General features: G+C 54.9%; 12 protein-coding genes. 9 read left to right on the top strand and 3 right to left on the bottom strand.

The genetic code is table 11. The annotated features are described in order from the left end of the window. The first annotated feature begins 121 nt into the window (after nt 1–121). From ACYVH9_RS16945 to ACYVH9_RS16905, 9 genes are all read left to right on the top strand, one after another. Complete coding sequence (locus tag ACYVH9_RS16945; protein WP_460637556.1) at nt 122–3199, top strand: SusC/RagA family TonB-linked outer membrane protein; 3078 nt, start codon at nt 122–124, stop codon at nt 3197–3199. Between the two features lie 11 nt (nt 3200–3210). Continuing rightward, a complete protein-coding gene (locus tag ACYVH9_RS16940) occupies nt 3211–4689 on the top strand; it encodes a RagB/SusD family nutrient uptake outer membrane protein (RefSeq protein ID WP_460637555.1) in 1479 nt (492 codons plus the stop codon). Nucleotides 4690–4721: 32 nt separating this feature from the next. After that, a complete protein-coding gene (locus ACYVH9_RS16935) occupies nt 4722–6875 on the top strand; it encodes a DUF6259 domain-containing protein (RefSeq protein WP_460637554.1) in 2154 nt (717 codons plus the stop codon). Next, nucleotides 6875–8125, top strand: coding sequence for an MFS transporter (locus ACYVH9_RS16930; protein ID WP_460637553.1), 1251 nt, complete (start codon nt 6875–6877; stop codon nt 8123–8125). The genes ACYVH9_RS16935 and ACYVH9_RS16930 overlap by 1 nt, the downstream gene beginning before the upstream one ends. After that, nucleotides 8112–9404: a DUF4380 domain-containing protein gene (locus ACYVH9_RS16925; protein ID WP_460637552.1), complete on the top strand. Its 1293-nt coding sequence runs from the start codon at nt 8112–8114 to the stop codon at nt 9402–9404. The genes ACYVH9_RS16930 and ACYVH9_RS16925 overlap by 14 nt, the downstream gene beginning before the upstream one ends. Then, nucleotides 9392–10144, top strand: coding sequence for an SDR family NAD(P)-dependent oxidoreductase (locus ACYVH9_RS16920; protein ID WP_460637551.1), 753 nt, complete (start codon nt 9392–9394; stop codon nt 10142–10144). Before ACYVH9_RS16925 ends, ACYVH9_RS16920 begins: the two co-directional genes overlap by 13 nt. A gap of 17 nt (nt 10145–10161) precedes the next feature. Beyond that, the gene (dgoD, locus tag ACYVH9_RS16915; RefSeq protein ID WP_460637550.1) at nt 10162–11325 is read left to right on the top strand and encodes a galactonate dehydratase; all 1164 of its coding nucleotides are present in this window, start codon (nt 10162–10164) and stop codon (nt 11323–11325) included. 350 nt (nt 11326–11675) lie between these two features. Further along, the gene (locus tag ACYVH9_RS16910; RefSeq protein ID WP_460637549.1) at nt 11676–14165 is read left to right on the top strand and encodes a glutaminase family protein; all 2490 of its coding nucleotides are present in this window, start codon (nt 11676–11678) and stop codon (nt 14163–14165) included. A gap of 54 nt (nt 14166–14219) precedes the next feature. Next, nucleotides 14220–16142 carry a glycoside hydrolase family 2 protein gene (locus tag ACYVH9_RS16905; protein WP_460637548.1) on the top strand — a complete coding sequence of 641 codons (1923 nt, stop codon included), beginning with the start codon at nt 14220–14222 and terminating at the stop codon, nt 16140–16142. A gap of 62 nt (nt 16143–16204) precedes the next feature. Here ACYVH9_RS16905 and ACYVH9_RS16900 read toward each other — a convergent pair whose 3' ends face one another. The 3 genes from ACYVH9_RS16900 to ACYVH9_RS16890 form a co-directional block, all read right to left on the bottom strand. Continuing rightward, entirely contained in the window at nt 16205–17608 is a 1404-nt protein-coding gene (locus tag ACYVH9_RS16900; protein ID WP_460637547.1) for a cellulase family glycosylhydrolase, read from the bottom strand. An 81-nt stretch (nt 17609–17689) separates the two neighbouring features. After that, a complete protein-coding gene (locus ACYVH9_RS16895; RefSeq protein ID WP_460637546.1) occupies nt 17690–19609 on the bottom strand; it encodes a histidinol-phosphatase in 1920 nt (639 codons plus the stop codon). Nucleotides 19610–19845: 236 nt separating this feature from the next. Then, nucleotides 19846–20037: a cold-shock protein gene (locus tag ACYVH9_RS16890; protein WP_038120070.1), complete on the bottom strand. Its 192-nt coding sequence runs from the start codon at nt 20035–20037 to the stop codon at nt 19846–19848. Between the last annotated feature and the right edge of the window lie 4 nt (nt 20038–20041).

Here is a 20041-nt window from a genome sequence, read left to right as displayed (position 1 = left end):
TTTTTGCGTAAAAAGTCTTAATTTCTATTTTTGTACCACACTACACCACACTTATGTTTATTGCTTTGCTGAGGTGTGGTGTGATGCAAAAATAGACTCCTTTACCCTTAACCAAAAAGAAATGGAACAAAATGTCCAACCCAGGAAACGGTTCTGGTTTGTTCTGCTTTTCCTGCTATTTCTGATCCGTGTAGCGAACGATGGATGGGCGCAGAGCCGGAGTATTTCCGGAAAAGTTACCTACGCATCGGGTGAACCCATGCCCGGGGTAACGGTGGTTCTGAAGGGAACTTCCAACGGTACCACCACCTCCGCGGAAGGAATGTTTTCGCTGGCGAACGTTCCGGCTGGTGCCACGCTCGTGTTCTCATTTGTGGGCATGAAAACGCAAGAAGTAGCCGTAACCAGCAATTTCCCTTCTACAATTACGCTCCAGGAAGAGGATACGAAACTGGATGAGGTGGTTGTAGTCGGTTACGGAACGCAGAAACGGCGCGATCTAACCGGCTCCATTGCGTCGGTAGCCGCTCAGGCCATCAAGGAAATGCCCATCACCTCCGCCGAGCAGGGCTTGCAGGGCCGTGTATCCGGGGTGCAGGTGATTCAGGGAAATTCGGCACCGGGTGGCGCCATCAGCATCCGGGTGCGCGGGGGTAATTCGGTGATGGGCGGCAATGAACCGCTGTACGTGATCGACGGTTTTCCGGTTTACAATTCGGTGGGCAACAACGATGGGCAGACGCAGCCCTCCAACCCGCTGGCGTCCATCAATCCGAATGATATCGTGTCGATGGAAGTCCTCAAAGATGCTTCCGCAACCGCCATCTACGGCGCGCGTGGGGCCAACGGCGTTGTGATCATTACCACCCGGCGCGGCAAGGCGGGGGCGGGCCGGATTGATTTTGATGCATACTACGGCGTTCAGACCGTGCGGCACAAAATTCCGATGCTCAATGCGCAACAATACATGGAGCTGGCCAACGAAAAAGCCCGCAACATTGGCAGTGCCACGGTGCCTTTCCCCAACCCCAGCCAGTGGACGGCCAACACCGACTGGCAGGACGAAATTTTTCGGGCGGCTCCCATTAGCAATTATGCGCTGACGTTTTCGGGGGGCACGGAAGCCAGTCGCTACAGTGTTTCGGGCAACTGGTTCGATCAGCAAGGAATTGTCAAGAATTCGGGCTTCCAGCGCGGTTCCATTCGTGCCAACCTCGACAACAAGATCAACTCCCGACTGAGCTTGTCAACCAGCATCACCGCTTCGCGGACGAACGAGCAGATGGCCCGCAGCAGCATCGGCACCTGGAACGGAGTGATGTACATGGCGCTGGCGGCACCGCCGGTGGCTCCGGTGTATAATCCGGATGGCAGCTATTACGCCCTCGGCAACGTGCCTACCGCCGAACCGCAGTGGAACAACCCCGTTGCGCTGGTCAACGGTTTTGTGCGCAACCGCACGCTCAACCGAATTCTGGCCAATACGAACTTGACGTACGCCATCACGCCGGAGCTGACGTTCAATATTCGGGCGGGCATCGACAATACCAATGCGCGGCAGGATCAGTATCTTTCCAAAGTGCTGATCGGCTCCGACGGGCAGGCTTCAATCGTGTCGTCGGAACGGACCAGCTACCTGAACGAGAACATTCTGACCTATAAGAAACAACTGGCGACGCAGCATTCCATCGATGCCATGGGCGGTTTTACCTGGCAGCAGGACGTGAACACGCTGGTTTCGGCGGGCTCGCAGAATTACGCCAGCGACTTGTTCGGAACCGACAACCTGGGCGCGGGCGGTCTGATTAATGCTCCCGATTCTGACCGGAGCAAAAGCACGCTGCTCTCCTGGCTGGGCCGGGTCAACTACACCTTCCACGACAAATACCTGTTTACGGTTTCGGCCCGCGCCGACGGCTCGTCGCGCTTTGGAACGGGCAACAAGTGGGGATTCTTTCCGTCGGCGGCTGTGGCCTGGCGGCTTTCCGAAGAAAAAGCCATCAGCCAGATTCGCTGGATCAATGACTTAAAACTCCGGGCCAGTGTCGGGAAAACCGGTAATCAGGAAATTGGTAACTACAATTCGCTGGCGCGTCTGAGTGCGGTTTCGGCCATTTTTGGCGCTGATCAGAGCCGGGTGATCGGGTACGGCGTGACCACGATGCCCAACTCCGAACTGCGTTGGGAGACCACCACGCAATACGATGCGGGTATTGACGCCAGCCTGTGGAACGGCAAACTGAACCTGAGTCTGGATTATTACGTCAAAAACACCACCGATTTGCTGGCGCAGGTACCGGTTGCGATTTCTTCAGGCTTCAGCAGCATCCTGCTCAATTCCGGTTCCATCCGCAACCAGGGATTTGAACTGAGCGCCGACGCGAGGGTGCTGGACAAAAATCGTTTCCGCTGGAACGCCGGGGTGAATTTCTCCACCAATCGCAACGAGGTGCAGAAGGTGGCCGTAACGGGTGGTCAGTTTTTAGCGCCAAACTTCGGTTCGCCCATCGACACGCCAGTCAATATCATACGGGAAGGCCAGCCACTGTCGGCGTTTTACGGCTACGTGACCGACGGGCTTTGGGAAACAAACCAGAACGGTACCGGCCTGATGCCCAACGCCAGAGCGGGCGACCAGCGGTACAAAGATCTCAACGGCGATGGCGTCATTACCGCCGAAGACCGCACGATTCTGGGCAAACCCAATCCCGACTTCATTTACGGACTCACCTCTCAGGTCAGTTACGGTCCTTTTGACCTTTCCTTTCTGTTTCAGGGCGTGCAGGGCGCGATGGTGTTCAACGCCAACAAATACACCATTGGCGACGCCTTTGCGCGCGGGGCCAACCAGCTGGCCGAAGTGAGCAACCGGTGGACGGCGGAAAACGCGAATCCGCAGGCGCAATACCCGCGCCCTTCCAGCGTAAATCCGCTGGTTTCTGATCGGTTTTTTGAAGACGCTTCCTACCTCCGGCTACGCAACATTCAGGTGGGGTATAACCTGCCCGTTGGCACGCTAAACTGGCTTCGGGAAGCCCGAGTCTACGTGAGCGGCCAGAATCTGCTGACCTGGACGAAGTACTCCGGGTACGATCCGGAGGTGAGTTCAACCGGCGGGTCTGATCTGCGAAAAGGCGTGGATGTGGGTGCGTATCCGTCGGCCAAAACCGTTACGATGGGCATTAAACTCGGGTTTTAATCAGAAATAACATGAAAAAGATCGCTTCTAAAACCGTACTGCTGACCGGGTTATTCTGCGGTAGTCTGCTGATCAGTTGCCAGGAAACCCTACAGGAAGAAGTTTTCAGCTTTGTATCAACCGATAACTTTTACAAGACTCCAGCCGATGCCGAAGCCGCCGTTTACGCTGCGTACGAACCGTTTCTGGCCAATGCCTATTTTGGGTATGAATACTATAATTTGTGCCTGCTGGCCGACGACCAGGTAACTATTGGCCGTAACCCGGTTTTTCAGGCGGTTGATAATTTTAACCTGAATGCCGACCATGCCTTTGTCAACAATTCCTGGCGGCAGATGTACCTCTGCATCAACCGGGCGAATACCGCCATTCAGCGGATTCCGGCCATTGATATGGACGCCAGCCGCCGGGCCGCGCTGATTGGCGAGTGCTATTTTATCCGGGCGTACAATTACTTCAACCTGGTTCGGCTTTTCGGCGGGGTTCCGCTGACGGTTGGCGAAATCGGCACGCCCGGTCAGACCAATACACCCAAAGCCACAAAAGAGCAGGTGTACCAGCAGATTATCAACGATCTGACGGAGGCCGAAAAAAGTCTGCCGCTTTCCCGCACCGGTGCCCAGGTGGGCCGCATCACCAAAGGCGCGGCCCAGACGCTGCTGGCCGAAGTGTACCTGACGCTGGAACGTTGGCCGGAAGCCGCCAGCAAAGCCAAAGAGGTGATAGATTCGGGGCAATATGCGCTCCTGCCTGACTTTAAACGGATTTTTGCGGCTGATAACGAACGCAATCAGGAGATCATTTTCTCAATTCAATTTGACGGACCCATCATCGGAACCAGCTATGCCGCTTACGCCCACGGCGGTGGGGCCGATAATCCGAATACCGCCCTGGGCGCGCAGGTCTGGTCGGTGGAGGAGCAGTCGGATATGTGGAAAAACTGGAATGCGGAGGATAGCCGGAAAGCCTTCACGGTTTATACCGAATTTGTCAGCCGGGCTGGCCGACTGATCAACCTGCGCAATACGGCCCGGCCATTTCCGGCGTTTGGAAAATACAATTCACCCAACGAGTCGGCTCAGAACAAATGCCCGATCAATCCGATTGCCCACCGGTATGCCGATGTGCTGCTGATCTATGCCGAAGCGGCTTCCCAGGCTGGGGGCGGACCGGATCAGATGGCTTACCAGGCCGTTAACCAGATTCGGCGTCGGGCGTATCAGCTGCCGATCAATACGGTTTCGCGGGTCGATCTTCTGGCGGGCTTGAGCCCAGCGCAATTCCGGGAGGCTGTGATTCGGGAGCGAAGCTTGGAATTTGTGATCGAAAACAAACGGCTGTTCGACCTGATGCGGACCGGCCAGTTTCCGGCCATTCTGAAAACGCAGGGCAAAACCATCAACGAACGGGCGAAGCTTTTTCCCATTCCCCAGGCCGAAATTAACGCCAATTCGGCACTGACCGCTGCCGACCAAAATGAAGGCTATTGATTCGGTCGTTAATTCCTAAACCCCTGATAACTATGAAAATGTATCGTTTCGTTCTTTTTCTGCTGTGTTCGGTAGTTGTCACTGGGCTGGTGTGTGGAAAGGAGGCACCGGCGGCTTCGACCTGGACGCTGGAAGACGGTTTGCTGAAAGTGGTGATCGATGCCTCCGGCCGGATCGTGCATCTGGAAAACAAAACCGCCAGGCAAGGCAACGTCATTGCGTCGCCCGAAGGACTGTTCAAGATGGTCTGCAAGCGGGGCGAAAACTGGGAAGATGTGGTTTTTGCGCAGAAGCAGAAGTATACCGTCACGAAAACCGGCAATGTGATTAAGGTGGCCGTCAATCAGGTGGTGACGCGGGATGCCACGAGCCAGGTCGGCATCGTGATGACGGTTAGCCTGGCCAACGGAAAGCTGGCGTTTGAGGCTGAAATCGATAACCGTCAGCCCGGTTTGATGGTCACCGATTTTATCTATCCGCAGGTGGGCGTCGTGAAAACGCTCGGTGGTGGAAAACCCGGTTTGCTCTGGCCCAATCAGTCGGGCGAGTGGTTCACCAACATCGGCGATATGCTCACCCAGATGCCTGAAAGTCGGCAGGCGGCCAACATGAAAACGATCAACTATCCCGGCAATGCGAGTATGCAGTGGATGGCGCTGGTGGACCGGGATCAGTGTTTGTATTTCTCCGGACGGGATGCCGATTTTTATTCCAGCGTGCTGCGGGTGGTGGGCAGTCGCCACAATGCGGGTGCTATCAGCCTGTCGCTTAACCGGCTGTCGTTTGTTAAACCGAACGAGCGCTGGAAATGCCCCGGTTCTATGCTGATGCTGTACACGGGTTCGTGGCGCAAAGGGGCCGACGAATACCGGCAGTGGGCGTCGACCTGGCGCAAGCCGGAAAAACCGCCGAAATGGGTGCAGGACATGATGGGCTATTTTCTGGTCATCAACAAGCAGCAGTACGGCGACGAGATGTGGCGCTATGACAAACTGCCGGAACTGTACGAACGGGCTAAGGAACACGGCTGCGATGTGCTGGGTTTGTTTGGCTGGTACGACAGCGGGCACGATAACATGTACCCCGATATTCAGGCCAGTCCGACGCTCGGTGGGGCAAACGCCCTCCGCGACAACATCCGGAAAGTGCAGCAAAGCGGTGGCCACGTCACGCTTTACTCGCAGGGGCACTTGATGGACGTGAATGCGCCGTACTATAAAACGACGGGCCACAAACTGGAGTCGAAGTCGTTCTGGGGTGTTCCGTATTACGAGAAATACAACAAATTCAACCAGAGCGATTTCCTGAATTCATTTACCTCTAAAACCTTCTCGACGGTATGCCCGTCCTGTACACAATGGCACGATCTGATGGCCGAAAAAGCCAACGAAGTGGCGGCTCTGGGACCCAACGGGATTCTGTACGACCAGATCGGCGGTATGATTCCCAATCCGTGCTTTGACGAAAGCCATCCGCATCCGCACGGAAAACCGTCATTATCGTACACGAATGGCCGGTTGGGGTTGCTCGACAGGATTCAGAAAGAGACCAAAAAAATCAACAGCGAGTACGCCTTTTTCACCGAACACATTACCGATGTGTACGCCCAGTTTGTAGATTGTCTGCACGGAATGCGGACGTATCCAGATGCCGTCGGAACCCGGCAGAAGCTGGTGAGTGCCCAAACGCCAGCCACCATCAATTACCCGGAACTGTACCGATATTGTTTCCCCAACACGGTCATCACCATCCGGAATGCGTTTCCGTACATCCGCCCGCAGGTGGCCAATTACGCGCTGACCTTCGGACTGCGCTACGAAATGGAATTGCGGTATCTGGACGATGTTACGTATGTGCAGGAAAACCAGATGCCGGAGTGGAAAAAATACGCGTCGGCCCTTACGGCGCTTCGGAAAAAGTATTGGAACATCCTGGGCTACGGTAAATTTATCGACGAAGAGCTGCTGACCAACGGCAACCCAACCGTCATTACCAAAGCCTACCAGACGCAGGATTCGCTGGCGGTGGTGCTGTGGAACGACCACTCGACCGCGCAAAAAGTGAATGTACAGGTGCCCGGATACCGGTTAGCCGAAGTGGCAGGTATTAGCGGCAGCACGTCCAAATTGCCGGAAACGATGCAGCCGCAGCAGGTGCTGGTGGCGGTTTATAAAAAGCAGAATTGATGAGCGCGAAAACCGGCTACAAGTGGGAAGTGCTGGCGCTGCTTTGGGTGGCGTATTTTATCAACCAGGCCGACCGGCAGGTGTTCAACGTCGTACTGCCGCTGGTGAAAGCCGACCTTCAGCTAACGGATGTGCAGGTGGGTTCCATTGCCACCATCTTCAATCTGGTCTTTGCGCTGCTGGTGCCGCTCTCCGGCTACGCGGGCGATGTGTTCAGCCGGAAATGGATCGTGGTCGCCAGTATCCTGTTCTGGAGCCTGGCAACCATGCTGACCGGTTTTAGCAACGGTGTTCTGATGCTGATTCTGTTCCGGAGTGTGGCTACCGGCGGGGGAGAGGCATTCTTCGGGCCAGCCAATTATACCCTGCTGGCGAGCTACCACAAAGATACCCGCGCGCTGGCCATGTCGTTGCACCAGACGGCCTATTACATCGGGATCATTCTCAGCGGTTACGTGGCTGCCTACATCGGTGAGCACTGGGGCTGGAAGAATGCTTTCTACGTTTTTGGGGCCGTTGGGATTGTACACGGTTTTGTGCTGGCCGTCCGGTTGAAAGACAAAGCACCGGAACCGCAACCCGAAAACCGTTCGGCGGTTCGGTTTACGGACGGCATCCGGGTACTCTTTACCACGCCGACGGCCCTGCTGTTGACGCTGTCCTTCAGTGGCTTGATTTTCGTGGTGGTAGGCTACCTGACCTGGACGCCAACGTACCTTTACGAGCATTTCAACATGAGTCTTTCCAAAGCCGGTTTCCACTCCATGTTTTATACCCATATGGCGGCTTTTGCCGGTATTCTGCTGGCGGGGCCGCTGTCGGATAGAGTAGCTAAAGTAAAGCCTGCCAACCGGTTGCTGGTGCAGGCACTGGGCTTGTTGGGTGCCGTGCCGTTCATTGTTCTGATGGGCAACGCCGAATCCCAACTGGCCGTGTACATCGGTTTTGCCGGTTTTGGGTTTGGGCGCGCCTTTTTCGACGCGGGTACATATTCTGTGCTTTACGATGTGATTCCGGAGCGCTACCAGGCGTCGGCGTCAGGTAGTATGATGATGACCGGATTTGCCGTCGGTTCGCTTTCGCCGGTGGTATTGGGCTATCTGAAACCGATTGTGGGGCTGTCGTTTGGCATTTCCATGCTGGCGGGCGTCTGGGTAGTGGCTGGCGGACTGATGCTGGTAGCGTACCGGTTTTATTTCCAGAAAGATTATGCAAAATTTCAACAGGAACGAATCTATGCCGTCCCCTGATTCCTACAAAGGCTGGGAAGCCTACACCATCGCCAATTCGCTGGTAACAATCCACCTGCTCCCGCAGTTGGGCGGCAGGATCATGCAGCTAACCCTGGACAACTACGGTTTTTTCTTTGTCAACCCGGCGCTCGAAGGAGTCGAACCCAACGAAAGCCGACTGGGCGAGAACGGGGCCTGGCTCAATTTCGGCGGAGAGAAAATCTGGCCTGCACCCCAGGGCTGGGGCTCGCCGGAAGCCTGGCCGGGGCCGCCCGATCCCGTACTGGACAGCGGGGTGTTTACGGTTTTGTCCACCGACGAGCCGCAGCCAAATCGGCTTACATTGGTTAGCCCGGTTGATCCCTACACCGGGCTGCAATTGGCGAAAGCCATTTCGCTGACCGAAAACCGGTCGGAAGTGGTGGTAGATGCAACGTTTACCAACCAAAGCACAACACCCCGAGCGTGGTCGGTATGGCCGGTTTTGCAGCTCAATACACCCGGTTTCGAAGAGGAAGGCCGGTATCAGGTCACCAGTCCGATCAATCCCGACAGCCGGTTTGAAGATGGTTTTCGGGTGCTGCACGGGTTGGCAAACAATCCCCAGTTTACGCGAGACGAGTCCGGCAACCTGGTGGTAAATTACCAGTATCTGGTGGGGAAGGTAGGGCTGGACAGCGCCGGAAACTGGGTAGCATTTTGTGATCAAAAAACGGGCAAAGTACTGGTGGCGTCGGCGCCGTACGATCCACAGGCGACCTACCCCGAAAATACGTCGGTGCAGGTCTGGACGCAGGGCCGGGGCCAGATTTATTCCCGCCAGCAGCTCAACGATTTTCCGAACGATCCGGCGCGGAATCCGCCTTACCTGGAATTGGAACTCCTGTCGCCTTTGCAAACGATTTCGCCCGGTGGCCAAATTCAATTTACGTACCGGATGCGAACTTGCACCATTCCGGCCGGAAGCAGCGTGAAAACCGCAACGGAAGTTGGCGTGGTAGCCAAACCGCTACACGCTTTTTTTGAAGGGGATTCTGTTCGGATGACGGGGCAGTTTGGCGTGTTCGCGCGGGGACAATTACACCTGGCGTTTATCGACGAAACAGGACAGTCCATTCAACCGCTGAGCGGTTTTTACCACTGGAAAGCGGAGCCACAAACGGGATTTGTCCTTGATTTCCTTCTGCCCGCTGAAAGGTTGTCTAGTGCCGAAAACGTCCGCATTTTACTCCATTTTGAAGCAGAAGATACCGCCTTGTCGGGCGAATTGAGCCATACTATTTTATGCAGAGTTTAACGAATAAAATCGCGCTGGTGACCGGCGCAAGCCGGGGGCTGGGAAGAGGAATTGCCCTGACGCTGGCCCGGCATGGCGCGGAGGTCATCATCAACTATCCGCCGTTCGAAAACCGTCCGGATTGTGTGCTGGAAGAGATTCGATCGCTGGGCGGACGAGCAGTGGCGCTGGAAGCCGATGTGTGTCAGGATGACAGTGTGCAGCGGCTGTTCCAGCAAATTACCGAACAGTACGGGCGGCTGGATATTTTGGTCAACAACGCCGGAACGTCGCAGCCGAAAGACATTTTTGAAATAGAATCGGCCGACTGGCAGCACATCATCGATACCAACCTGACGAGCGGATTTTATTGCTCCAAACGCGCGATGGAAATGATGCGAGCGCAGCATTATGGCCGTATTGTCTTCATCAGTTCGGTGGTGTCGCACCAGGGCGCTTTGTTCGGCCACGTCCACTATGCCGCCAGCAAAAGCGGCCAGTTAGGCATGGTGAAAACGCTGGCCCGAACCGGTGCTCCGCTGGGCATTACTGTCAATGCCGTTGCCCCCGGCATCATCGAAACCGAACTGTTGTTCAACACCCACGGTGCCGATGGTGTTGGCGAACTGGCCGCTACGGTACCGCTGGGGCTGGGCAAACCCGCCGATGTAGGCAATGCGGTAGCGTTTTTGTGCAGCGATGAAGCCCGGTACATTACCGGCACAACGCTCGATGTCAACGGCGGTATGTATTTGCGATAAGAGAGAGAAGCTAAATTATGAAAGTAACAGGAATACAGACGTTTATCTGCCACGCGTACCGGACCAACTGGGTGTTTGTAAAAGTGCTAACCAGCATAGACGGTTTGTACGGCGTTGGTGAGGCTACCCTCGAATACAAAGAACATACCGTGGCGCAGGCCTGCCACGATCTGGAAAGTTTGCTGGTTGGTAAAGATCCTCATCGGATCGAGGAGTTCTGGCACCAAGCTTACCGCGACGCGTATTGGCGGGGTGGACCGGTGCTGATGAGTGCGCTATCAGCCCTTGAAATGGCACTGTGGGACATCAAAGGCAAAGATTTGGGGGTACCGGTTTACCAGTTGCTAGGTGGCAAAGTACGCGAATCCGTGCCCTGCTACGCCAACGGCTGGTTTGCGCCCGCCAAAACGCCCGACGAGTTTGCCGCCAAAGCCCGGATTGCCATTGATCAGGGTTTTAAGGCCATCAAGTGGGACCCCTTCGGTTCTTCGTATTTGCAAATCAGCCGCCAGCAGCTGAACGAAGCGGTGGCCTGCGTGGGAGCGGTTTTCGATGCTGTCAAGGACAAAGCCGACCTGATTATTGAAGCACACGGCCGGTTTGATATTCCGACGGCGGTCCGGGTGGGGCAGGCACTGGGCGAGTTCGATATCTTATGGTACGAAGAACCCATTCCTCCGCAGAACCTGGAAGGGCTGGCCGAGGTAAAACGCCGGATTTCGGTGCCGGTTTCGGCGGGCGAACGGTTGTATAATCGTTGGGATTTTCGCCCGTTGTTCGAACTGCAAGCGGCCGATTTTATCCAGCCGGATGTGAGCCACGCGGGCGGGATTGCAGAGCTGAAAAAAATTGCCGCCACGGCAGAAGCCTACCACATTCCGGTTTGCCCACACAACCCCAGCGGGCCGGTAGCGAATGCGGCTACGTTGCAGCTGGCAGCCTGCATTCCTAATTTTTATCTGCTGGAAACCATGAGTAGCGACGTGCCCTGGCGCGCTGAGGTGACGGACGAGCAGGTGATTTTTGAAAACGGAGCCATGCAAATCCCGGATAAGCCCGGCTTGGGAATCGATATTCGGGAGGAGGTGATCAAAAAACATCCGTATCAGGCCCGCAGCCTTCGCCATTATCAGGGGTCTTTAACGGATATTCGGCCCGCCAACGCGAAAAGCTATTTTTAGGAACTGGGATTCCAGGAATGGGAGCGCAAAACCGTTATGAGTCTTGAAATCATGCTCCCGTTTCTGATGGATTTAAACAGCACGAGCCGATTGAGAGAAACCGACCACGCTTGCGGGCGGTAAGAAGAAAGGGCGGGCCGGCATTTCGGTCACTAAAAAAATACAAACCGTCCCATCAGGATAAAAAGGAAATCCACTGCTTTTAAGCAAAGTAGTAGCGGTTTCTTTAATCCTGATGGGACGGTTTTTGGGCTTAGCAGAACTTGCTGCCTTGTAACGTTAGGCACGCGTGATCGCCGGCCATTCAATCGACCGCGAAGTGCTAATTCTAACCTATTTCATCCAATCGAATGCAAAAGCGTTTCATCCATCTTTTTTTTGTTTGCTGTCTGCTTTCAGTAGGCTTGACAAGTGTGGCTCAGCGACCACCGGCCTATCCGTTAATTACGATTGATCCGTACACCAGCATCTGGTCTTTCAACGACAAATTAACCGACTCGCCGACCCGTCACTGGACCGGTAAAAACCACCCGATCGACGGTTTGGTGCGCGTGGACGGCAAGACGTATCGGTTTTTGGGTGCTCCGATGACCACCCTGAAAACCGTTGCCAGCACGGCCCAGACCGAAGCGTACCCGCTGGTGTACACGTTTGAAACACCGGCGGCTGGCTGGGAAAAACCAGACTTTAAAACCACGGGCTGGCAGAGCGGTAAAGCGCCCATCGGCGACGGCGCTACGAGCAATCCGGTCAAACCAGCCACAGAGTGGAAAACAAAAGATGTCTGGTTTCGGCGCACCTTTACGCTAACCGACCTGAACTTCGAAAAACTGGTGCTCTACCTGAGCTACGACAACGACGCCATCGTGTACCTGAATGGGGTGAAGGCCTATGATACGGGGCCAGGCTACATTGGCGGCTATCAGACGTTTCCGATTGCGCCAGCGGCCAAAGCCACCCTGAAAAAAGGGCAGAATGTACTGGCCGTCACCTGCAAAAATACGGGCGGGGGCGCCTACATTGACGCGGGCCTGGTCGACGAGCGGCTGGTGAGCGCCGGGGCAACCGTTGCGCTGGCCAACCAGAAAAGCGTGCAGGTAAAAGCAACACAAACGGAATACGGTTTTAGCGCCGGGCCCGTCGATCTGACCGTTACGTTTACAACCCCTATGCTGCTGGATAACCTGGACATTGCGACCCGACCGGCTTCGTACATCACCTATTCGGCGCGCTCGACCGATGGAAAACCGCATACGGTGCAATTCTACACGGCGGTTTCTGGTCTGTTGAGCACCGATCTGCCCATGCAGGAAGTAACGGGAAAACGTTCGTCGGCGGAGAGGCTGACGGTTTTGTCGATGGGGACTACGGAACAAAAAATTCTGGGTAAAAAAGGTGACGATGTGCGGATCGACTGGGGTTACGCGCTGCTGGCTGCCCCCACCGTTGCCTCGACCCAGACGGGTTTTGGGCAACCCGCGGCCTTACTGAAAGCGTTCGCGACGGGCGCAAAGCTGGCGGACCAAAACCAGCCTGCCCACGCCGACAGCCGGGCGATGGCGGTTGTGCAATCGCTGGGATCGGTGGGCGGAACGGCCAAAACGAGCCACGTGACGGTGGGCTACGACGACATTTATTCTGTGCAGCTCTTCGGGCAGAACCTGCGCGGCTGGTGGCGTCGTGATGAAAGCATGACCGGCGAAAAAATGCTGGCTAACGCCGAAAACGATTACGAATCGCTGATGCAGAAATGCCGTCAGTTCGATCAGCAATTGTACGCCGATGCCGAAAAAGCGGGCGGAAAAGCGTATGCTGACCTGTGCCAGCTGGCCTATCGTCAGGCCATTGCGGCTCACAAAGCCGTGGTCGGGCCGAAAGGTGAAGTTTTGTTTTTCTCAAAAGAAAACTTCAGCAACGGCTCCATTGGAACGGTGGACATAACCTATCCGTCGGCCCCGCAATTTCTGGTATACAACCCGACCCTGCTGAAAGGAATGATGGAACCCATCTTCATGTATTCGGAAAGCGGCAAATGGACCAAACCGTTCGCGGCCCACGATGTCGGGACGTATCCGCTGGCCAACGGCCAGACCTACGGCGAAGATATGCCGGTGGAGGAAAGCGGAAATATGTTGATTCTGACGGCGGCCATTGCCAAAGTGGAAGGCAACGCGGAGTACGCGAAACAACACTGGCAAACGCTGAGCACCTGGGTCGAGTACCTGAAAAAAGATGGATTTGATCCGGCCAACCAGCTCTGCACGGACGATTTTGCCGGGCATCTGGCACGCAATGCCAACCTGAGTATCAAGGCCATCATGGGGATTGCGTCTTACGGGCAACTGGCGAATCAGCTCGGGAAAACCGATATCGGGCAGCAGCACCTGCAACTGGCGAAAGACCTGGCGCAGAAATGGACACAAATGGCGCAGGACGGTGATCATTACGCCCTGACGTTTGACAAACCGCAGGGAAGCTGGAGCCAGAAATACAACCTGGTGTGGGACAAACTGCTGGATCTGAATATCTTCCCGAAAGAAGTGGCCCCGAAAGAAATCAAGTATTACCTGACCAAACAGCAGCGCTTCGGGTTGCCGCTGGATAGCCGGAAAACCTACACCAAATCCGACTGGATTCTGTGGACGGCCACCATTGCCGACAACCAGGCGGATTTTGAAAAGCTCGTGCAGCCGGTTTACGAGTACGTTGACAAAACACCCAGCCGCGTACCGTTGGGCGACTGGCACGAAACCACTAATGGCAAACAGGTCGGATTTCAGGCCCGTAGTGTAGTTGGAGGGTACTTTATTAAACTCCTGGAGAAAAAACTAGCGAAATAGTGGGACGCAACCGCCGGATTTTTGGACCTTGCGGCTTGATTATCTAGTAACCTTATGAAAAAACTGTTTAAGCATCTATCCACTCTTTTCCTTTTAACGACGCCCTTGATTTCGCCGGTTCTGGCGCAGAATACCGCGCAGACACCGGCTAAAGCCGCCATTCTGAGCCGTTGGGAAAAGCAGGTAACGCCCGAAAATGCCTGGCGTGAATACCCCCGTCCACAGATGGTGCGGGCCAATTGGCAAAATCTGAACGGAATGTGGGAATACGCTATCCGGCCCAAAACCGAAGGGCAGCCCACGAAGTTTGACGGCCAGATTCTGGTGCCGTTCTGCGTCGAATCGACGCTTTCAAAAGTTACGAAAGGCTTAACCGCCGACCAGCGGCTGTGGTACCGCCGAAACGTCACCATTCCGGCGGCCTGGAACGGGCAACGGGTTTTGCTGCACTTCGGAGCGGTGGATTACGAGTGCAATCTGTGGGTGAATGGCGGTCTGGTCGGGTCGCACACGGGCGGTTCGGATGCCTTCGAATTCGATATCACCGACTTTCTGAAATCGGGCCAGAACCAACTGGTGCTGGGCGTAACAGACCCCACGGACAAAGACGAACAACCCCGGGGCAAGCAGATCAACAACCCCCACGGCATCTGGTATACGCCGGTTTCGGGCATTTGGCAAACCGTCTGGCTGGAGCCGGTTCCGAATCCGAATTACATCGAGGAAGTCCGCATTACGCCGGAACTGGATTCGAGCCGGATTCGGGTGGATGTACTGTCGAAAACACCGATGACCAGCCCGACGGCTGCGGTTCGGCTGACGGCCTTGGACGGAACACAAACCGTATCGAGCCTGGTGGTCCGGTCGGGCCGCACGGCGTATGTCTCAATTAAAAATCCGAAACTATGGACACCCGATAGCCCGTTTCTGTACAATCTGAAAGTGGAACTGGTAACGGTGAAAGATCCGTTTCCGGGCACCGAGAACCGCAAACGCCCGATGCACAACGACGCTGAGCGCTCGGCGTACGCCAAAGCAGAGGTGACGGGCAACGCCATCGACGCCGTGACGAATTATTTCGCCATGCGGAAAATTTCGATGGGGCCCGGCAAGGTTGCCGGGCAACCGGTGATGCTCTTGAACAACAAACCGTTGTTTCAGAACGGCCCGCTCGATCAGGGCTGGTGGCCGGGTAGTTTGCTGACGCCCCCGTCGGACGACGCCATGGTTTTTGAAATCGATTTTCTGAAAAAATCGGGCTTCAACATGCTGCGGAAGCACATTAAGGTAGAACCCGCCCGGTATTATTACCACTGCGACCGGCTGGGTATGCTGGTGTGGCAGGACATGCCGTCGGGTTTTCTGAGTGGTCAGGACATGCATCCTTCGGAAAGCGTAGAACCCCTGCGCCGGTCGAAAGGCAAGGAACAGTTTGAGCTGGAACTGCGTCGGATGATGAACCGGTTGCACAATCACCCGAGCATTGTTACCTGGGTAGTACACAACGAGGGCTGGGGGCAGTACGACAACGTTCGGCTGGCCGATTGGACGAAGGCGCTCGATCCGAGCCGCCTGATCAATGCCGCCAGCGGCTGGACCGATTTGGGCGCGGGTGATTTCTTCGATATTCACACGTACCAGGAAGTTCCGAACATTCCGGAAGCCAAGAAAGATCGGGTGATTGTAGTGGGTGAATTTGGCGGAATCGGCTGGCCCATTACGGGACATCTATGGGACCCGAACAAACGTAACTGGGGTTACCAGACCTATCAGGACAAAGACGCCGTATTGAAAGCGTACCGAACCAAGTACGCCAAAATGGTGGAGATGTACCAGAAAAACGGGGTGTCGGCTGCGGTCTATACCCAGACCACCGACGTAGAAGGCGAAGTAAACGGTTTGCTGACCTACGACCGGGAAGTGATCAAAATTCCGATTGAAACCCTTCGGGACATTCACGCGCCGTTGTTTAAATAAGGCACGTTACATCCATTATTTTAAAAAGCCGCCACGCATTCAAACGCGTGGCGGTTCTTGTTTTACCGAATCATAACCGCCAGATCAGCGCCAAATGCCGGGGTGGTCAGCGTGGCCGAACCGCCCGAATGCCGGAGTTTTATGGTCTGTTTTTGACCTGTTTCAGGATCGACGTACGTGATCGTATACCGCCCGGCGGGAAGATTCAGGGCCACGGTTAATGGTTCGGGTTGTTTCGGATGATTGCCGTTGTATATGTAAAAAGCGTATTGTTTACCCGGTTCGCTGAGCACGTGCACCCGAACCCGTTCGGGCAGCGGACCGCTTACCAAAACCGTATCCGGCTTCATGTTGATGAAGTTCAGATGGTCCATGAAATCCTTCAAATAACTTAGTTGTTGCCGGAAGGCCGGACTGCCTCCGCCGGGCGATTTAGGCCCCGGTTTGTAAGTGCCGTCGGGGGCCACTGAGGTGAAGGAATAATCGAGGTTGTTGTACAAACTGCCCCCAGCCAGCAGAAACTCCCAGCCTTCTTTGCGGTACGTAGAATCCGCCGTGCCCCGGAAACCGGTTTCGTTGTCACCGATCGCTTTATTCAGGCCGTAATTAAGCGGTACGGTTTTGGGTGGGGTGGCGTAGTGAAAATTAAACACCGATACCGCCGGATGTGGGTCCGTGATGCGGGCCGCGCCGTTGGCAATGTTTTGGGTAATCAGGTGCTTATTGGGTAACGACTTCTCGGTTTTGACAATCAGGTCTACCATGCGGTGTTGCCAGGTCATCTGAACCCCGCCGAAATAGGGCTCGTTGCAGATTTCGAACAGGAGGTTATCAAAACCGTTCAGCTCCGTCACGATCTTCCGTACCAGGGCTTCCTGGATCGCCAGCAAACCGCCGTTTTTGTCGAGGGTGTAAACGTCATTCCGGTCGACGCTCCCGACCTTGTTGACGTTGTTTGCCCCGTTCATTGGCGAAATGGTCCACATTTTCTCTTCGTAAAAGGGGCAGAACAGCACCAGTTCGACGATAATACCGCGTTGTTGAGCCGCCGACATATATTCCTTCAAACGGTTGAAATAGGCGTCATCCCAGCGCGAAAGATCGAATTTGTTGCCTCCCAGGGCGTAGCCGGCCTGTTCGCTCCGGGGCCAGGGACAGCTGTATTTTCCTGTTTCCGGAGCCATCGTATTGTGTTCGATGCCAAAATCGCCGGGCGCTTCGCGGTAAGCGCCCGTGAATGTCCGGGTCAGATTCAGGCCGTCTTTCTGAAGCGTGTTGAGGTACGTGACAAAGTCAAAATCCAGGTTCAGTACGGCCCCGTAATGTTCACCCGATGTGATCAAAACCGTTGGTTTACCCTGGTAGCTGAAATAATGCGAGTTGTTGGGGTGGAGCCGGATCGGTTGAGCCGAAAGCCAGCTGCTTAGGCAAATCAGTACAAGTATTGCTAAAAACCGGGTTTGCATGAGAAATAGTGGGCATAATTTCCAGGAATACAAGATAAAGGCGCAACCATTTTTACTCTTTTGTCTATCCTCTTTATTTCTCTATTTCAGCAAAAAATCCCGCACGAGTTCCAGTTGGTCGGTACTCAGAAAATCGGCCCCGGCTTCGCGGAGTTTGGCCCAAACCGCCGGATCTTCGGGGCAAGCCCAAAGCCGAAGTTTCTTGCCCTCCGCATGAACGCGCTGCACCAGTTGCCGAAGTTTCTGAAATTGCTCGTCCGGCATTGGTCCCTGGCCCCGCCAGCTGAGCTGATTGCCGTACGAATCACTCACCACCGGCATCAGGTCGCGGCTGAATCCTTTGCCCAGATCGGTAGGCCGACCGTCAAGTCCCGCCAGTCGTTGCCGGGATTTTTTCAGGGTTTCGATCGGTCGGTTGCCAGAAATAAAAACCGTCACGGCCCCCGGCTGGCAGCGGTTTCCCCGGCAGGTGGTCAGGATGGAGCGGTAGCGTTGCAGCACGTTTTCCAACGCCTTGTAAGTGCTGTCGGCCCCGGTTTTAAAATCAATCATCAAGTATACTGGACCGTTGTAATTCGGATAGACTTTGCCGCCGTTTTGCCGGATTCGTTCGGTCAGCGGGCGCAGATACAGCTGCTCGAGCGTCCGTTCCGCGTTCCAGAACGCCGGGCGGTTGTGCGAAACGTAGAGCGAGTCGCCCTTCGCATACACATCCGCTTCAACGCTGGTAAAACCGTGGTCGAGGGCATCCCAGAGCGGTCTTGATTGTTCATAGTCGTTGTGGGCGTGGGCGTTGGGCAACGGTTTTACGTTGGCGAACGGCTGCGGAGCCTGCAACTGCGCGATGGGTTGCGTCCAGGCGGTTTCGACGTCGCCGGGCGCAAACGGGTTGTATTTTGGTTTGCTGGAAATGATTTTGGCTCGCACGAGCCATTCGTCGGTGATGTCATACCGGGCTTCCGTGCCCGTTACTTCCCGGAGTATTTCGGCTTTTTCCTGCCCTTTGCGAATACCAATAAACTGGATGCGGTAAGTAATCTCCGGTTCGGCTTTGATTTTAAACGCCAGTGTCGAAGCGGTTTGGGTCAGGCTTTCCAGCGTCACGCCCGTGGTGGCGTAAAACCGTCCGGCTTCCAGTGCTTCGACAATCGTGTTCGGCTTCAGATTGGGCGCGTTGACCATCACCCAGCCGCGCCCGGAATTGCTGAACGTGGGACCGAAGAACGTATAATGGTGGCTATCATCGGTAGCCAGCCCGAGCATCAGCGGGCGGCCCTGCCGGAGAAAATGCAGGTTGATTTTGTCCCACATCGATTCGGTGCCTTCGCGGGTGCTATCGCCGTAGTTATGCACGAGCGGATGGCCGTTGAAGACTTCAAAGAAGCGCTCGTGCCGGAGCTGCATCAGGTCGTTGGCCGTGATGGCGTAGTAAAAATTGGGGTGATTGATGTGCGGGAACATGGGCTGACCGGTTTGCCGTCGTTGTGCTACCAGCGCGTCGATGTTGTTCTGCATGACCTCCGCTACACTATTACCCGGCAGCGGGCGCAGCAGGTTCTGCACGTTGGTCATGTTGATGTGAATCGGTTTGCCCTGAAATCCCGTCGAAACTTCTTCACTTTTCAGAATCAGGAATCTTTCCGGCTCTTCAAAATAACGACGGTATTCACTCAGGGGCTTCAGCCGGACTTTTAGCGAATCATTGGAGCCGGTTTGGTACTTGACCCAGTCGGGGCCGAACGTCCGCAAATACCGTTCAAAGGTGCGTCGGCGTTCGGGCGCGCGCGGAACTTTAATCCACCGTTCGCCTTCCTGAAACGTGTTATGATCCGACAATCCTACGAAATGGTAGCCATTGGCCTTGTACCAGTCCATGATCATTTCGGGATAATCATCGCCGTCGCTCCAGAGCGAGTGTGTGTGCAGGTTGCCTTTGTACCAGTTCTGAGCCTGGACCGGGGTGAGAAAAGACAGGAAAATGAGAAAAAAGAGGAGTCGCATGGCAGCGGAGAAGAGGATGCAACTCAAAAAGGGGAAATGGCCAGGTTTCTAACTGATATACGGTTTGAGGTTACGGTTTTGGCATATGGATTACCGTTTTCGGTTAGTTGACGCATTCCATACTGCCCCAATAAGAACCGCCCCAACAACGGTAAACCGTGTATCGAAACCCTGTAAACAAAAAAGAACATGCCCGGTGGACATGTTCTCAATCGCTTCATTATTATATCTTTCGATTAAATAACTTCTACGTTAACGGCGTTCAGACCTTTTTTGCCTTGCTCAACTTCGAATTGAACTTTGTCATTCTCGCGAATTTCATCGATCAAACCGGATACGTGAACGAAGATGTCTTTGTCTGAATCCGAAGGGGTAATAAACCCAAAACCTTTGAGTTCATTAAAAAATTTAACAGTTCCTGTTTGCATTATA

Source organism: Larkinella harenae (assembly GCF_054780515.1).
The sequence above is the reverse complement of the archived record's forward strand: the minus strand, read 5'-3'. Positions and strand labels throughout refer to the sequence as shown.

What these genes read in the sequence shown, in the direction of transcription:
- ACYVH9_RS16895 (WP_460637546.1), bottom strand. Translation starts at nt 19,609, where the DNA reads ATGCGACTCCTCTTTTTTCTCATTTTCCTGTCTTTTCTCACCCCGGTC.
- ACYVH9_RS16930 (WP_460637553.1), top strand. Translation starts at nt 6,875, where the DNA reads ATGAGCGCGAAAACCGGCTACAAGTGGGAAGTGCTGGCGCTGCTTTGG.
- ACYVH9_RS16935 (WP_460637554.1), top strand. Translation starts at nt 4,722, where the DNA reads ATGAAAATGTATCGTTTCGTTCTTTTTCTGCTGTGTTCGGTAGTTGTC.
- ACYVH9_RS16945 (WP_460637556.1), top strand. Translation starts at nt 122, where the DNA reads ATGGAACAAAATGTCCAACCCAGGAAACGGTTCTGGTTTGTTCTGCTT.
- ACYVH9_RS16940 (WP_460637555.1), top strand. Translation starts at nt 3,211, where the DNA reads ATGAAAAAGATCGCTTCTAAAACCGTACTGCTGACCGGGTTATTCTGC.
- ACYVH9_RS16910 (WP_460637549.1), top strand. Translation starts at nt 11,676, where the DNA reads ATGCAAAAGCGTTTCATCCATCTTTTTTTTGTTTGCTGTCTGCTTTCA.
- ACYVH9_RS16905 (WP_460637548.1), top strand. Translation starts at nt 14,220, where the DNA reads ATGAAAAAACTGTTTAAGCATCTATCCACTCTTTTCCTTTTAACGACG.
- ACYVH9_RS16890 (WP_038120070.1), bottom strand. Translation starts at nt 20,037, where the DNA reads ATGCAAACAGGAACTGTTAAATTTTTTAATGAACTCAAAGGTTTTGGG.
- ACYVH9_RS16920 (WP_460637551.1), top strand. Translation starts at nt 9,392, where the DNA reads ATGCAGAGTTTAACGAATAAAATCGCGCTGGTGACCGGCGCAAGCCGG.
- dgoD (WP_460637550.1), top strand. Translation starts at nt 10,162, where the DNA reads ATGAAAGTAACAGGAATACAGACGTTTATCTGCCACGCGTACCGGACC.
- ACYVH9_RS16925 (WP_460637552.1), top strand. Translation starts at nt 8,112, where the DNA reads ATGCCGTCCCCTGATTCCTACAAAGGCTGGGAAGCCTACACCATCGCC.
- ACYVH9_RS16900 (WP_460637547.1), bottom strand. Translation starts at nt 17,608, where the DNA reads ATGCAAACCCGGTTTTTAGCAATACTTGTACTGATTTGCCTAAGCAGC.